The organism is Bosea sp. F3-2 (assembly GCF_008253865.1).
In the GTDB taxonomy this organism is placed as follows: Bacteria; Pseudomonadota; Alphaproteobacteria; order Rhizobiales; family Beijerinckiaceae; genus Allobosea.
In genome coordinates this window covers 1,614,273-1,629,279 of sequence record NZ_CP042331.1, presented here as the reverse complement: position 1 = coordinate 1,629,279, position 15,007 = coordinate 1,614,273, and the positions used below count along the sequence as shown (strand labels likewise).

The 15,007-nt window shown below is 65.7% G+C and carries 16 protein-coding genes; 11 read left to right on the top strand and 5 right to left on the bottom strand.

Annotation, left to right across the window (positions count from 1 at the left end):
- The gene (locus FQV39_RS07555; RefSeq protein ID WP_149129728.1) at nucleotides 1-708 is read left to right on the top strand and encodes a glutathione S-transferase N-terminal domain-containing protein; all 708 of its coding nucleotides are present in this window, start codon (nucleotides 1-3) and stop codon (nucleotides 706-708) included.
- Nucleotides 709-990: 282 nt separating this feature from the next.
- Here the strand turns inward: FQV39_RS07555 and FQV39_RS07550 are convergent, their stop codons facing one another.
- Nucleotides 991-1,377, bottom strand: coding sequence for a DUF2147 domain-containing protein (locus FQV39_RS07550; protein WP_149129727.1), 387 nt, complete (start codon nucleotides 1,375-1,377; stop codon nucleotides 991-993).
- Between the two features lie 359 nt (nucleotides 1,378-1,736).
- Between FQV39_RS07550 and FQV39_RS07545 the strand changes: the two genes are divergently transcribed.
- On the top strand, nucleotides 1,737-2,006 hold the full coding sequence (locus FQV39_RS07545; RefSeq protein WP_248313285.1) for a sel1 repeat family protein: 270 nt from the start codon (nucleotides 1,737-1,739) through the stop codon (nucleotides 2,004-2,006).
- Between the two features lie 93 nt (nucleotides 2,007-2,099).
- A complete protein-coding gene (ndk, locus tag FQV39_RS07540) occupies nucleotides 2,100-2,522 on the top strand; it encodes a nucleoside-diphosphate kinase (protein ID WP_149129726.1) in 423 nt (140 codons plus the stop codon).
- Between the two features lie 269 nt (nucleotides 2,523-2,791).
- On the opposite strand, the gene FQV39_RS07535 is transcribed toward ndk, so the two are convergent.
- Nucleotides 2,792-3,634 (bottom strand): MipA/OmpV family protein, encoded by an 843-nt coding sequence (locus FQV39_RS07535; protein WP_149129725.1) that lies wholly within the window; start codon nucleotides 3,632-3,634, stop codon nucleotides 2,792-2,794.
- Between the two features lie 284 nt (nucleotides 3,635-3,918).
- On the opposite strand from FQV39_RS07535, the gene FQV39_RS07530 reads away from it, so the two are divergent.
- The 3 genes from FQV39_RS07530 to FQV39_RS07520 all read left to right on the top strand — a co-directional run bounded on the left by FQV39_RS07530 (nucleotide 3,919) and on the right by FQV39_RS07520 (nucleotide 5,554).
- On the top strand, nucleotides 3,919-4,119 hold the full coding sequence (locus FQV39_RS07530; protein WP_149129724.1) for a hypothetical protein: 201 nt from the start codon (nucleotides 3,919-3,921) through the stop codon (nucleotides 4,117-4,119).
- 85 nt (nucleotides 4,120-4,204) lie between these two features.
- On the top strand, nucleotides 4,205-4,567 hold the full coding sequence (locus FQV39_RS07525) for a hypothetical protein (protein ID WP_149129723.1): 363 nt from the start codon (nucleotides 4,205-4,207) through the stop codon (nucleotides 4,565-4,567).
- A gap of 189 nt (nucleotides 4,568-4,756) precedes the next feature.
- The gene (locus FQV39_RS07520; protein ID WP_149129722.1) at nucleotides 4,757-5,554 is read left to right on the top strand and encodes a helix-turn-helix transcriptional regulator; all 798 of its coding nucleotides are present in this window, start codon (nucleotides 4,757-4,759) and stop codon (nucleotides 5,552-5,554) included.
- Here FQV39_RS07520 and purN read toward each other — a convergent pair.
- Together purN and purM are read right to left on the bottom strand one after the other, a co-directional pair.
- Entirely contained in the window at nucleotides 5,482-6,045 is a 564-nt protein-coding gene (gene purN / locus FQV39_RS07515) for a phosphoribosylglycinamide formyltransferase (protein ID WP_248313377.1), read from the bottom strand. The two genes, FQV39_RS07520 and purN, sit on opposite strands and share 73 nt — an antisense overlap.
- Before the next feature lie 56 nt (nucleotides 6,046-6,101).
- On the bottom strand, nucleotides 6,102-7,175 hold the full coding sequence (gene purM / locus FQV39_RS07510; RefSeq protein ID WP_149129720.1) for a phosphoribosylformylglycinamidine cyclo-ligase: 1,074 nt from the start codon (nucleotides 7,173-7,175) through the stop codon (nucleotides 6,102-6,104).
- Between the two features lie 144 nt (nucleotides 7,176-7,319).
- Here purM and FQV39_RS07505 point away from each other — a divergent pair, with 144 nt between their 5' ends.
- The 5 genes from FQV39_RS07505 to ppx all read left to right on the top strand — a co-directional run bounded on the left by FQV39_RS07505 (nucleotide 7,320) and on the right by ppx (nucleotide 13,591).
- Entirely contained in the window at nucleotides 7,320-7,850 is a 531-nt protein-coding gene (locus tag FQV39_RS07505; protein WP_149129719.1) for a CDP-alcohol phosphatidyltransferase family protein, read from the top strand.
- Between the two features lie 92 nt (nucleotides 7,851-7,942).
- Nucleotides 7,943-9,052 (top strand): AI-2E family transporter, encoded by a 1,110-nt coding sequence (locus tag FQV39_RS07500; protein WP_149129718.1) that lies wholly within the window; start codon nucleotides 7,943-7,945, stop codon nucleotides 9,050-9,052.
- Between the two features lie 8 nt (nucleotides 9,053-9,060).
- Entirely contained in the window at nucleotides 9,061-9,759 is a 699-nt protein-coding gene (locus FQV39_RS07495) for an HdaA/DnaA family protein (RefSeq protein WP_149129717.1), read from the top strand.
- Between the two features lie 126 nt (nucleotides 9,760-9,885).
- A complete protein-coding gene (locus FQV39_RS07490; protein ID WP_187640202.1) occupies nucleotides 9,886-12,081 on the top strand; it encodes an RNA degradosome polyphosphate kinase in 2,196 nt (731 codons plus the stop codon).
- Nucleotides 12,017-13,591, top strand: a complete 1,575-nt coding sequence (ppx, locus tag FQV39_RS07485) for an exopolyphosphatase (protein ID WP_282570269.1) — start codon at nucleotides 12,017-12,019, stop codon at nucleotides 13,589-13,591. The genes FQV39_RS07490 and ppx overlap by 65 nt, the downstream gene beginning before the upstream one ends.
- 159 nt (nucleotides 13,592-13,750) lie before the next feature.
- Here ppx and metC read toward each other — a convergent pair whose 3' ends face one another.
- Entirely contained in the window at nucleotides 13,751-14,941 is a 1,191-nt protein-coding gene (gene metC, locus FQV39_RS07480; RefSeq protein WP_149129715.1) for a cystathionine beta-lyase, read from the bottom strand.
- Nucleotides 14,942-15,007: the final 66 nt, after the last annotated feature.

The following is a 15,007-nucleotide window of genomic DNA, read 5'->3' as shown; positions in this document are numbered from 1 at the left end:
ATGTCCGAAGCTCCCGCCAAGCCGATTGACCTGTATTTCTGGCCGACGCCGAACGGCTGGAAGATCACCATCATGCTCGAGGAATGCGGGCTGCCCTACAACGTCATTCCTGTGAACATCGGCAAGGGTGACCAGTTCAAGCCGGAATTTCTCGCCATCTCCCCGAACAACCGCATGCCGGCGATCGTCGATCCCGACGGGCCGGACGGCAAGCCGATCTCCGTCTTCGAGTCGGGCGCCATCCTGCAATATCTCGGCCGCAAGACCGGCAAGTTCTATCCGCAGGACGAGCGCGCTCGTGTCGCGGTCGATGAGTGGCTGTTCTGGCAGATGGGTGGCTTCGGCCCCATGCTCGGCCAGACCCATCACTTCCGCATCTACGCGCCCGAGCAGGTGCACTATGCCATCGAGCGCTACACCAATGAGGCGAACCGGCTCTACGGCGTGCTGAACAAGCGCCTCGAAGGGCGGGACTACATCTGCGGCGACTATTCCATCGCCGACATGGCCTGCATCGGCTGGGCCCGCGGCTGGGAGCGCCAGGGCCAGGACATCAAGCAGTTCCCGCATGTCGGGCGCTGGATCGAGACGATGCTGGCCCGCCCCGCCGTCGCGCGCGGCCTCAAGGTCGGCGAGGAGCTGCGTAACCCGGCCGGCATCAACACGCCGGAGCAGAAGGCGATCCTCTTCGGCCAGAGGGCGCGCTGAGGCGCTTTTCGCCAGCCGCCCGGACAACGCGGTCGGACGGGATGCGGGCAGGATAGGCATAGGCCGGAACGCCGGAGATCAGTCGCGCGCGAACCCCTCCCCCCTTGTGGGGAGGGGCAGGGGTGGGGGTAGTGCCGCTTGGTGATCGGCTGAAAGTTCCAAGCCGTGGCAGCGGCGCCGAGAACATCTCCCCATCAATCGCCTTGCTTTTCGACCCCCATCCCTGCCCCTCCCCACAAGGGGGAGGGGTTCCGCATTGCGGTTCCGGCGCCATTCCGTGCCTCAGTTCGCCCGATTCCACTTCACCGAGCGGCAGATCAGCCCGCCCATGACGCAGCCGGCCGTGGTCAGCGTATCGCCCGAGAGCGTCATCGTACCGGAATAGGTCTTGCCGTCCTCCGGGTTGAAGGCGCTGCCGCTCCACTTGTTCGCGCCGTTCGGCTTCATGTCGTGGAAGATGCGCTGGCCGACCTTGGCCGGCCCGTTCTGGTCCCTGAGCCAGGAGAGCGATCCGCAGAGCGCTTCGCCGCACTTGCTGAAGCGCACACGTGAAGCACCCGTATCGCGCTCCCAGACGCCGACGACCTCCTGGGCTCCCGCCGTCGCGATGCCCGCCAGCATGCCGAGCGCGGCCAAGGCTGCGAGCTTCGATCCGGTCCCGTAATTCATCCGATCCTCCCTTGTCCGACCCGCTATGCCTGTATGGTTCAGATATGAACTATATCGGGGTTTCTGTGCTGCTCAAGCTGCCGCAAGGGAAGAGGTGGCCATCTCTTCCCTTGCGCAAGGTGAATCCAATCTCAACGACAGGTGCGGAGTTGGTTTGGCAGGCTATTGAAATCGCTTCTGTTTTCGGGATTTTGAAGTGAATCCTTGGTTGCTTTAACCAGGCGATTACGTCTCGTTGAGACTCGATTCATCGCAAAATTTAGCGCGCGCTTTAACGCTCGGGCTCACTCTCGCACCCATCGACCGGGACCTTGGACGGGTGGCCGGCACAACCACAGAAGGTGCAGGGAGATTTCGTCATGGCACGCATGGAGATGAGCGCAGTCCCCGCTTCACTGGTGATCCCGGCAGAGGTTTCGGCCGAGGCCTATTACGAGCTTGGCCTGATGCATGCGTCGGGGCGGGCAGGGGCCGTCGATCTCGTCGCGGCGCAGAAATGGTTCAACGTCGCCTTTGCCCGTGGCTGCGCCCGGGCGGCGGCGCACCGCCAGGAGCTGGCGCTGGAGATGAGCCGCGATCAGATCGCGGAAGCGCTGCGCGAGGCCCGCGCCTTCCTGACGCGGCACTGAGAACAGCACGGCTACGAGCCTTGTGGGGCGGGGAGGCGGCGGCTATAAGCGCGCCGCATTCCCCTTTTCCGTATCCCATCCAAGGATCTTTCGATGGCTGTCCAGCGTACCTTCTCCATTCTCAAGCCCGACGCGACGAAGCGCGACCTCACCGGCGCGGTCAACGCGGTCATCGAGAAGGCTGGCTTGCGCATCGTCGCGCAGAAGCGCATCCAGATGACCAAGGCCCAGGCCGAGACCTTCTATGCCGTCCACGCGGCGCGTCCCTTCTTCGGCGAGCTCGTCGAGTTCATGACCTCCGGCCCGGTCGTCGTGCAGGTGCTGGAAGGCGAGAACGCGATCGCGGCCTATCGCGACGTGATGGGCGCCACCAACCCGGCCAACGCCGCCGAGGGCACCATCCGCAAGCTCTTCGCCCTGTCGGTCGGCGAGAACACCGTGCACGGTTCGGATGCGCCGGAGACCGCGGTCGTCGAGATCGCCCAGTTCTTCTCGGGCAACGAGATCGTCGGCTGATTTCAGCCGCAGACTGAGCTGAAAGCAGAAAGGCGGGCCGGTCTCCGGTCCGCCTTTTTCCGTTTGGAACGCGTTGTGTTTCGACGGAACCACACCGTCATTCCGGGGCGGGCCGCAGGCCCGAGCCCGGAACCCATGAACACGACTGCACATCGAAAGGGCCTGATCCGACGAGTCCTCTCGTCTGATCTCGTGTTCATGGGTTCCAGGCTCTTGGCTGACGCGAAGCCCCGGAATGACGGTGTGGGTCCGTCGAAAATTGGTGTGCCTCAGAGCCCGAAGGAGTAGTTCGTTCCCGTGTCGAACGAATAGCTCGCCGAGAGGCCGATCGTGATCGAGTCGCGAGAGCCGAACGGCCTGACGATCGGAGAGCGCGCGGCGTCGCCGACGAGGTGCTTGTACTCGACATAGGCGGTGGTCTTGAGCTGATCCGACCAGTGATAGGTCAGCTGCGCCAGGGCGCCGACGGTGTGGACGCCGGCGTTGAAGCGCTGCAGGAAGCCGCCCGTGCCCGGCATCGCGCCATAGGTTCCGAAATAGGTCCTGACATAGTCGGCCGAGGCGATCCGCATGCGCGGGCCGGCACCCAACGTCCACGGGCCGAGATTGGAGAAGGCATCGAGCTTCAGGTCGGCGACGACGCCGTCATGCGCGACGATGCCGCGGCGCAGATCGGCGCGGGCGCGCAGCCAGGAGGTCGGGTAGAATTCGACGAAGCCGCCGGCCTCGGCGCCGAACTTGGTTTCCGGCACGGCGACGAGCGCTGGATTGACTTTGGCGCTGCGCTTCCAGAGCAGATCGCCGGAGAAGCCGATGCGCCAGCCCTGGCCGGAGAAGAAGCCGATGCTGAGCATCGCATCGTCTTCGGCACTCCACCAGGTGCTCTTCAGGCCCTTGCCGAGCGAGATGATCGGCCAGGCGCGGAAGACATAGTCATCCGAGCCGGTGTAGTCCGGCTGATAGCGCACGCCGGCGCCGAGCGTCAGGTACCAATTCTGTGCCGACTGGGGCGAGGTGAGGGTTGAATAGTCGCTCGACTGCGCCTGGGCATTGCCGGGCAGCGAGAGGGAGAGGCAAGTCGTCAGACCAGCCAGATACGCAACGCAACGCATAATCCAGAACTCCGACGCGACGGCGCCTCCGATCGATTGAATGCGGGCAATCTGAGGGAAGGGGATTAATGCGCGGTTAAGGTGAGTTTTTCGTTATCGTAGGAATATCAATGTGTTGGCTCAAGGTTGGTTTTTTCTTTTTGCCTGTCTGATCCGCCTGCGGCCATTGTTGCCGGGCCGGAGATTGTCTCGGCACGCGGCCGCGAACCGGTCGTTAATCGATCGCCGCCAGAGTGTGTTCGTGGATCGGAAGACTCCGGTCGGCGGGTTCGCAGGGGGCGGCGATGATGATGGAAGTGGCGATCGTCTGGCTGCTTTGCGCCGCTGTGTTTCTCGAGTTGGCGGACCGGGCTCCGGTCATCGACGAGCCGGGGTTCGGAATCGAACCCGGTGTCCAGCCGGTTACTGGCGACAACCAGCCGGAAACCGTCGCAGCGGAAGCACTATCCTTGAAAACCGCAGTAAGCGATCGCGCGTCCTCTTGACGTTGACCTAGCTCTATGGCCATGCCGAACGTGGGCGCAGCATGGTGATCGCGATGTGCCCCGTTCTCGAAGGGCAGGCGAAATCATGATGATGCGGCGGATGGGTGCGGTCGTTCTGGCCGGTGGACTGTCGATCCTGGCGAGCGTCTCGGCCTATGCCGCAAGCAGCTCGACGGCGCTGCCGCCGCCGGACCCGACCGCCAAGAACCTCACCCCTTACATGATCCAGCTGCGTGCCTTCGACGCCTGCCTGATCACGCAGTCGCAGCTCCTCGCCACGACGCGCGAAGCGGTGCACAGCCCGTGCAGCTGCTACGCCAAGGGCACGGTCAACGCCATGACCAAGGACGAGATCCAGGCATTCCGGGAGACCGGCTATTTCAACGACTCGGCCCGCGAGAAGGGCCTGCGTTTCATCGACCAGTGCAAGCTGAAGCGGCCGTTCTGAGCTGATCGGCGCGCCGGGCCACCGGCGCACGCGTCTCTCGTCATGGTCGCCTTGCTGCTGACAGACTCCTGACAGAAGCTGTCAGCGCAGCTGGGCCATTCTGCCGCAGATCCAAGTCGACACCCGTTCGATCGTTTCCGGTCGGGCGGCAAGGACGCTGGATCGGGAGACGAGTGGGGAGACGACGCCGTGCAGCGCGCCGAACGATTGCTCGACATGATTCAAAGCCTGCGTCGTCGCAGGCGCCCCGTGACCGCCGAGACTCTGGCTTCCGAGCTCGATGTCTCCGTGCGTACGGTCTATCGCGACATCGGCGCGCTGGTCCGCCAGGGCGTTCCCGTGCGCGGCGAGGCCGGCATCGGCTATGTGCTCGACGCCGGTTTCGACCTGCCGCCGCTGATGCTTTCGCCCGACGAGATCGAAGCCGTGCTGGTCGGCATGCGCTGGCTGAGCGAGCGCGCCGATCCGGTGCTCGCGCGCGCCGCCGAGGACGTGGTCAGCAAGGTTGCGGCGGTGCTGCCGCCACATCTCAGGCCGATCCTGCTCGATGGCGCTTTGTTCGCGGCGTCTTATCCCGGCGACGTGCCGGTCGATCAGGTCGACGTTGCCGCCGTGCGCGCCGCCATCCGTAACGGTCGCAAGCTCTCGATCCACTACAGCGACGAGAGCGGCCATGCGACCCAGCGCATGATCTGGCCGATCGGAATGACCTTCTACGAGCGCGTGCGGATCGTCATCGCCTGGTGCGAGCTCAGGCAGGCCTTCCGCCATTTCCGCACCGACCGGATGACTGGCCTCGTTGCGCTGGAGGAGCGCTACCCCGCCCGCCGCGCCGACCTCTTCCGCCGCTGGCAGAAGGAGGAGGAGAGGACACGCGAGGAATGGGAGCGCTGCAAGCGCGAGGGCTCGGACGATCAGGCCCGGATGACGGCGTCGCCCGCGAGCCTGGCACGGCCGGAAGCGACCTCCGCCAGCGCCGCCGGATAGAGCTTGTGCTCCTCGACGAGGACGCGCTTGGCCAGCGTTTCCTCGTCGTCGCCGGGCAGGACCGGCACCTTCGCCTGCAAGATGACCGGCCCGGCATCGAGTTCCGGCACGACGAAATGCACCGAGCAACCATGCTCGCTGACGCCGGCCTCCAGGGCCTGCCGATGCGTATGCGTACCCCTGAACAGCGGCAGCAGCGACGGGTGGATATTGATCATCCGCCCTTCCCAGCGCTTCACGAACCAGGGTGTCAGGATGCGCATGAAGCCGGCAAGCACGACCAGATCGATCTGGTTGACGCGCAGCAGCTCATCCACCGCACGCTCGAACGCCTCGCGATCCCTGCCGAAGGGGCGATGGTCGATCGTCGCCGTAGCGACGCCGAAGCCGCGTGCGCGGTCGAGCCCGGCGACGTCGGGAATATTGGAGATGACGAGCGCGATCTCGGCCGGGTAGTCGGGCGCCTGCGCCGCTTCCGCCAGCGAGACCATGTTTGAGCCGCGCCCGGAGATCAGTACCCCGACGCGCTTGCGGGTGTCAGCCGTGCTCACAGCGAGAGCTTGCCGCGGTAGCTGACCTGCTCCTCGCCGGCTGCGACCGGCACGATTTCGCCGAGCTTCACGGGGGCCTCGCCAGTCGCCTTCAGCGCCGTGAGAACCCCGTCGGCCTTGTCGGCCTGCGCCGCGACGATCATGCCGATGCCGCAGTTGAAGGTGCGCAGCATCTCGCGCTCGGCGACACCACCGACCTTGGCGAGCCAACCGAAGACGGGCGGAGCCGGGATCGAGGCCAAGTCGAGCGCGACGCCGAGCCCTTCGGGCAGCACACGCGGGATGTTGTCGGGGAAGCCGCCGCCGGTGATATGGGCCAGCGCCTTGATGCCATCGGTTGCCTTCAGCGCTTGCAGCAGCGGCTTCACATAGATCCGGGTCGGCTCCAGCAGCGCCTCGGCCAGGCTCTTGGCCGGCGAGAAGGGGGCGGGTGCCTCCCAGCCGAGGCCGCTGAGCGCGACGATGCGGCGCACCAGCGAATAGCCGTTCGAGTGCACGCCGGAGGACGGCAGGCCGAAGACCACGTCGCCGGGCTTCAGATCCTCGCGTGGCAGCAGCGTGCCGCGCTCGGCTGCGCCGACCGCGAAGCCGGCGAGATCGTAATCCTTCTCGGCATACATGCCGGGCATCTCGGCGGTCTCGCCGCCGATCAGCGCGCAGCCGGCCTGGCGGCAGCCATCGGCGATGCCGCGCACGATCTCGACGCCGACCTTCGGGTCGAGCTTGCCGGTGGCGTAGTAGTCGAGGAAGAGCAGGGGCTCGGCGCCCTGGACGATGAGGTCGTTGACGCACATCGCGACGAGATCGATGCCGATCGTCGAATGCAGGCCGCTTTCGATCGCGATCTTCACCTTGGTGCCGACGCCGTCATTGGCCGCAACCAGGATCGGGTCGTTGAAGCCGGCGGCCTTGAGATCGAACAGCCCGCCGAACCCGCCGATCTCGGCGTCGGCGCCGGGCCGGCGCGTGGCGCGCACCAGCGGCTTGATCTCGTCGACCATGGCGTTGCCGGCGTCGATGTCGACACCCGCCTGCGCATAGGTCAGTCCGTTTGCGCCGGGCTTGCTCATTGCGTTCCGCCTTCCTTGCGTGCTCGCGGGAGCGATAGGCAAGCGCGCCACGCCTTGCAAGGCGTATCGGCGTTTTCGCTCTTGCCGATCCACTGTCGGCGACCTTAGCGTCAATTTTTGTCGAGGTCCGCTCGGGCGTTTTTGATGACGATCCCTAATCTGATCACGGTCGGCCGGTTGTTCCTGGTCCCGCTGGTGATCGTCATGATCGTCAATGCGCGCTGGGATGTCGCCTTCATCCTCTTTGTGGTGGCCGGGATCTCCGATGCGATCGACGGCTTCCTCGCCAAGCGCTGCGGGATGGCGAGCGAGCTCGGCGCCTGGCTCGACCCGATCGCCGACAAGGCGCTGATCGTCTCGATCTACATCACGCTCGCAACGGTCGGGGTGGTGCCCACCTGGCTCGTCATTTTGGTCGTGGCGCGAGACCTGATGATCGTGGCCGCCGTGATCCTGTCCTGGTTGATGGATCGGCCGGTGGCGATCGCGCCTTTCGTCGTCAGCAAGCTCAACACCGCCGCACAGATTGCCTTTGCGGCGCTGGCGCTGGGCTCGCGCGCCTTCGGCATCGAGCTCGGTTCGGTCGCGGTGGCGGCGGAGTTCGTCGTCGCTCTGTTGACGCTCGCCTCGATGGCGGCCTATCTCGCCTTCTGGCTGCGCCACATGGCGGGCTGATGAAGTTTCACACGCGGCCGGCGCTTGGAACTGCGGCTTTCCGTGCACATTTGTCCCATTCCGCTGGTCGGATAGGCGAAAGAGGCTGATCGATGACGTTGCAGCGCCAGATCGGCTTTTGGCTGGGCTCCCTCCTGGTCTTCATCCTCCTGCTCGTGCTTTTGCGCGATATCCTGCTGCCTTTCATCGCGGCACTGGCGCTCGCCTATCTGCTCGACCCGCTGGCCGACAGGCTGGAGCGGATGGGCATGAACCGGCTGACCGCGACTATCGTCATCCTTGTCGTCTTCCTCATCATCTTCGTGATCGCGCTGGTGCTGCTGGCGCCGCTGCTCGGCCGGCAGCTCGCCGGGCTCGTCGACCGCCTGCCTTCCGATGCGGCCAAGTTGCAGGCGCTGGTAATGGAGAAGGGCTTCCCCTGGCTCGAGCGCCTGGGAGCCGGAAACCTGCAGCAGGAAGCGCAGAACTCGCTCGGAAACCTCGTCGGCGAGGCGACCAAATGGGTCGGCGGCCTGCTGCAATCGCTCTGGAGCGGCGGCACCGCCATCGTCGGCGTGTTCTCGCTCTTGGTTCTGACGCCGGTCATCGCCTTCTACCTGCTGGTCGACTGGGACCGGATGGTCGCGACCGTCGACAGCTGGCTGCCGCTCGATCATCGCGACACCATTCGCGGCCTGCTGCATGAGATGGACATGGCCATCGCCGGCTTCCTGCGCGGCCAGGCGCTCGTCTGCCTGCTGCTGGGCACCTTCTACGCGATTGGGCTGAGCATCATCGGCGTCAATTTCGGCGCGCTGATCGGCATCATCTCGGGCTTCCTCTCCTTTATCCCCTATGTCGGCTCGCTGACCGGGCTCGTGCTCTCGGTTGGCGTGGCGATCGTGCAGTTCTGGCCGGACTGGACCTGGCCGCTCGCGACGCTCGGCGTCTTCCTCGCCGGCCAGTTCCTTGAAGGAAACATCTTCCAGCCGAAATTCGTCGGTGACTCGATCGGCGTGCATCCGGTCTGGCTGATGTTCGCGCTGCTCGCCTTCGGCTCGCTGTTCGGCTTCGTCGGCCTGCTGCTGGCGGTGCCGCTTGCGGCGGTGATCGGCGTGCTCTGCCGCTTCGCGCTGCGGCAATATCTCGCCAGCAACCTCTACCACGGTGTGGGTACCAAGCGTGCGGCCCGAGCCAAGCCGAGCGCCGACGCCGAACTCTGAAATACGTCATGTCCGAAATTCCACCGCGCCCGCGCCAGCTCGCTTTCGACCTGCCGGTCGACAGCCGCCATGGCGTCGAGGATTTCCTGGTCGGCCCGTCCAACGAGGCCGCCTACGGTCTGGTCGAGCGCTGGCCGCAATGGCCCGACGCCTGGCTGCGTCTCACGGGGCCGGAAGGCGCCGGCAAGACCCATCTCGCCGCGATCTGGGCCCGCGCTGCCCATGCCTGGACGATTCGAGCCACGGAGCTGACCGAGGCGAAGGTCCCACACCTTGTCTCCGGCGGCGCCCTTGTCGTCGAGGATTGCGACGCCGGTCCGCTCGACGAGGCCGCGCTCTTTCACCTGATGAACGCGATGAAGGCCCGCGGTGGGCATCTGCTGCTGACGGCGCGCACCGAGCCCGATCGCTGGGGCTTGCGCGTGCCGGACCTGCTGTCGCGGCTGCGGCTCGCGCCGGGCGCCACGATCGAGCCGCCCGATGACGGGCTGCTGCGTGCGCTGCTCGTCAAGCTCTTCATCGACCGCCAGCTCGTCGTCGACACGGCGGTCATCGAGGCGCTGGCGCTACGGATGGAGCGCTCCTTCGCCGCCGCGCGGCAGGTGGTCGACCGTCTTGATCGCGTCGCGCTGGAGCGTGGCCGGCGCGTCACGCGCCCGCTGGTGCAGGAAGTGCTGTCGGAATGGTTTCCGGATGAGCCCGGCTAAAGAGAATGCGCTTGCAGAGCGGCCATGCCGTCATGCGAAATCATCTCGCCCGTCATCGAACTGTCACGCTAGAATGGCTTCAACGGCGCCATGACCGAAAAGACGATCAGGACACGGGTGAAGCGCATGACTCTCGAAGCCGTGATCGACGAGCCGGAGAGGCTCTCCAGCGAGGCCGAAGCGGCGCCGCTGCGCCAGCAGCCCGAGCGCTTCATGAACCGCGAGCTGTCCTGGCTGCAGTTCAACCGTCGTGTCATGGAGGAGGCCTCGAACCGCAGCCACCCGCTGCTGGAGCAGCTGCGCTTCCTTTCGATCTCGGCGAACAATCTCGACGAATTCTTCATGGTCCGTGTCTCCGGCCTGCGCGAGCAGCTCAAGGCCGGCGTGACCACGCCGAGCCAGGACGGCCTCACCCCGGCCGAGCAGCTCGTCGCGATCGGCCAGGCGGTCATGGCTCTGACCGACGACCAGCAGGCGCGCTGGGCGGAACTTCGCCACGATCTGCACGGGAATCGCATCCACCTGCTGCAGCCGGGTGATATCGGCTCGCAGGACCGGATCTGGCTGGAGGACTACTTTCTCAACTACGTCTTCCCGGTGCTGACGCCGCTGGCGATCGACCCGGCGCACCCGTTCCCCTTCATCCCCAATCTCGGCTTCACCATCGCGCTGGCGCTGGAGCGCAAGAGCGACGGGCGCCAGCTCGACGCGCTGATCCGCGTGCCGGTCAAGATCGACCGCTTCATCGAGCTGCCCGATCTGGCCCGCGAGGGGCTGCACCGCTTCATTACACTCGAAGATGCGGTCTCGCTCTTCATCGGCAAGCTCTTCCCCGGCTACGAGGTCAAGGGTACTGGCTCCTTCCGCGTCATCCGCGATTCCGATCTCGACATCGAGGAGGAGGCGGAGGATCTCGTCCGGGTCTTCGAGACCATGCTGAAGCAGCGCCGCCTCGGCGTCGTGATCCGGCTCGAACTCTCGACCGGCATGCCCGACCACCTGCGCCGGCTGATCGTGCGCGAGCTCAAGGTCGACAGCGACGAGGTCGTCGAGGTCAACGGCATGATCGGCCTGAACGAGCTCTCCCAGCTTGTCGGCGTCGACCGGCCGGACCTGAAGTTCAAGCCCTACAACGCTCGCTTCCCCGAGCGCATCCGTGAGCATGGCGGCGACTGCCTCGCTGCGATCCGCCAGAAGGATCTGCTCGTCCACCACCCTTATGAAAGCTTCGACGTCGTCGTGCAGTTTCTGCAGCAGGCGGCGCGCGATCCCAACGTCGTCGCGATCAAGCAGACGCTCTACCGCACTTCGGCCAATTCGCCGATCGTCAAGGCGCTGACGGAAGCCGCGGAGGCCGGCAAATCCGTCACCGCCCTGGTCGAGCTCAAGGCGCGCTTCGATGAAGAGGCGAACATCCGCTGGGCGAAGGAGATGGAGCGCGCCGGCGTCCAGGTCGTCTACGGCTTCATCGAGCTCAAGACCCACGCCAAGCTCTCGCTGGTCGTGCGGCGCGAAGCCGGCCAGCTCGTCAGCTACTGCCACATCGCGACCGGCAACTACCACCCGATCACGGCCCGCATCTATACCGACGTCTCCTTCTTCACCGCCGACCCGGTGCTGTCGCAGGATGTCGCCCGTGTCTTCAATTTCATCACCGGCTATGCCGAGCCGGCCGGGCTGGAACGCATGGCCGTCTCGCCGACAAGCCTCAAGCAGCGCCTGCTCGACGACATCGCCGAGGAGGTCGCCCATGTGAAGGCCGGCCGCAAGGGCGCGATCTGGGGCAAGTGCAATTCGCTGGTCGATCCCGAGATCATCGACGCGCTCTATGACGCCAGTCAGGCCGGCGTCGAGATCGACTTCGTCGTGCGCGGCATCTGCTGCCTGCGGCCGGGCCTGCCCGGCCTGTCGGAGAACATTCGCGTCAAGTCGATCATCGGGCGCTTCCTCGAGCACACCCGCGTCTATGCCTTCGGGGCCGGCCACGGCATGCCTTCGCCCAAGGCCAAGGTCTACATCTCCTCGGCCGACCTGATGCCGCGCAATCTCGACCGGCGCGTCGAGGCGCTGACGCCGATCCTCAATCCGACCGTGCATCAGCAGCTGCTCGATCAGATCATGTTGGCCAACCTGCTCGACAACGAGCAGAGCTGGACGATATTGCCCGATGGCGGCTCGCGCCGCATTGTCCTCGCGCCGAACGAAGAGCCGTTCAACGCGCATAAGTACTTCATGACAAACCCGAGCCTGTCCGGACGTGGAAAATCTCTCTCCAATTCAAGTCCTCGCTCCCTTACGCGCCGGGGAGGCCGTAAAGCCTGAGCTGAGGCACGCGCCGGGGCGGCTCGCGCTCGCCGACACCATCGCCATCGTCGATATCGGCTCGAACTCCGTGCGTCTCGTCGTCTACGAGATGCTGGCCCGGGCGCCGTCGCAGGTCTTCAACGAGAAGGAGATGGCTGGTCTCGGCCGGCAGGTCGCCACGACCGGCCGGCTGGCGGGGGACGCCATCGAGAAGGCGATCCAGGCTCTCGTGCGCTTCCGCATCCTCTGCGAGGCGATGCATGTCGGCGAACTCCGCGTCATCGCCACCGCGGCTGCGCGTTACGCCGAGAACGGGCCGGACTTCATCGCCCGCGCGGAGGAGGCGATCGGCCAGCCGATCGAGCTGATTTCCGGCGGCCGTGAGGCGATTCTCTCGGGCCTTGGCGTGATCTCCGGTTTCGATTCTCCCAACGGTGTCGTGGGCGATCTCGGCGGCGGCAGCCTGGAGCTGATTTCTGTGAAGAACGGCGCAGTAGGGAAGGGTGCCAGCGTCCCCCTCGGCGGTCTTGCCCTGCTCGATCGCTCGAAGGGCTCGATCCGGGCGGCCGAGAAGATCGTGAAGGACGAGCTCGATAAGCTGCCGCAGCTCGCCGCGATGAAGGGCCGGGATTTCTTCGCCGTCGGCGGCACCTGGCGCGCGCTTGCGACGCTCCATCAGCGTCGCGCGAGCTACCCGCTCAACGTCATGCATGGCTACACCATCCCGCCCAAGGATGCGGTCGATTTCGTCAAGCTGGTCGAGCGGGCCGATGCATCGGTGCTCGACGCCATCGATTCGGTCTCCTCGGCGCGCCGGCCGCTGCTCGCCTATGGGGCGCTGGTGCTCGACGAACTGATCAAGCGCGGCAAGCCGCGCAACATCATCATCTCGGCACAGGGCGTGCGCGAGGGGCTCCTGCATGAGCAGCTCTCGCCGGAGGAACAGACCGCCGACCCGCTGCTGCAGGCGGCGCGCGACTACAATCTCCTGCGCGCCCGCGACCCGCGTCACGCCGCTGACCTCATCGCCTGGACGGGTGGAATTCTCGAAACGGCAGGGCTTGCGCAGGACGAGCCCTCAGGCCGTCTGATCGAGACCGTCTGCCTGCTCTCCGACATCGGCTGGCGTGCCCATCCGGACTATCGCGGCGAGCAGAGCATGAACGTCATTGCCCATGCCTATTTCACCGGCATCGACCATCTCGGGCGCGCCTTCCTGGCGATGACGATCTTCCATCGCTATGCCGGGCTTAAGGCGAGTTCCCCGGCGGCGGAAGGCCTGAAGACATTGCTGCCGCCGGCGCTGCTGGCGCGTGCGGTGTTGATCGCCGCGATCTTCCGCGTTGCCTATCTCTTGTCAGCCGGCATGGCCGGCATCCTGCCGCGCATCCCGGCGACCTGCGTCGACAATCGCCTGCTCCTGCGCTTTCCGGAAGACCTCGCTTCCCTGGCGAGCGAGCGCGTCGAGGGCCGGCTCAAGCAGCTTGCCAAGCTGCTCGGGCGCGACTTCGAGATCGGCCGGCTCTGAGGCTCCTCTCCCCGGGCGTCAGGCTCGGGCTCGACCCGAGCATCTCCTGCAAGAGATTCTCGGGTCTGCGCGGAGTTTATCCTTGGGCCGACCGAAGGTCGGACCCGAGGGCTTCGCCCGAGAATGACGGCGAGGAGGCTCCCGTTCCGCGGTCGGCACTCAGCTTGCCGCACGCAGTCGCGCGAAGCCGGCGTCGAGATCGGCTTTCAGGTCCTCGATATCTTCGAGGCCAATATGGAGGCGGACCGTCGGCCCCTTGAAATCGGGCTTGGTCGCCGTGCGGTAGTCCTTGCAGTCGAAGGGCAGGACGAGGCTCTCATAGCCACCCCAGGAGGCGCCGATGCCGAAGAGGGTCAGCCCGTCGAGCATCGCGCCGACCGCCTTCATCGAGACGGGCTTCAGCTCGATCGTGAAGAGCGAGGAGGCGCCGGTGAAGTCGCGCTTCCAGATCTCGTGCCCCGGCGCGCCCGGAAGGGCGGGGTGGAGGACACGGGCGACCTCGGGGCGTTCGCGCAGCCATTCGGCCATGGCGATGCCCGCGGGCATCTGTTCCTTGAGTCTGATAGCCATGGTCCGCATGCCGCGCAGCGTCAGGAAGGCGTCTTCCGGCGCGACGATCAGCCCGAGCTGATTCCAGGCCGCGCGCAGCTTCTTGAACAGTTCCGGCGTGCGCGCCGAGATGGTGCCGATCAGCACGTCGGAATGAGCGGCGTAGTATTTGGTGCCGGCCTGCACCGAGTAGTCGACGCCGAACTTGTGGGCATCGAAGAACAGCGGCGTCGCCCAGGTGTTGTCGATCGCGACCAGGATGTCGCGTTCATGCGCCGCCGCGACGATGGCCGGGATGTCCTGCATCTCGAAGGTCTGGGAACCAGGCGCCTCGGTCCAGACAGCCTTGGTGTTCGGCTTGAACAGCTTGGCGACGTCGCCGCCGATCAGCGGGTCGTAATAGGTGATCTCGACCCCCATCCGCTTCAGGAAGGTATCGCAGAAAATGCGCGTCGGACGGTAGACGCTGTCCGTCACCAGCACATGGTCGCCGGCGGAGAGCATGGTCAGGAAGGCGAGCGTGCAGGCCATCAGTCCCGACGGCGTGACGACCACGCCGGCTCCGCCCTCGATTGTATTGGCCGCCGCCATCAGCGCGTCGAGCGTCGGGTTGCCGTCCGTGCCATAGGTGTAGCGCGCCTTGCGGACCAGGAAGTCCTCGGTGTTCGGGTAGACGACCGTCGAGCCTCGTACGATAGGCGGATTGACAAAGCCGTAGCTATCGTCGGGGTCGCGCCCGGCCAGCACGAGGCGCGTCCGCTCGCCGAGGCGCGCAAATTCAGGCGAAGACAGCTTTTTCATGGAAATGGCAGGTCTCGAAGGCAAGAAGACGCAGTCGGGCTTGACCACACCCCACAAACTCGCATG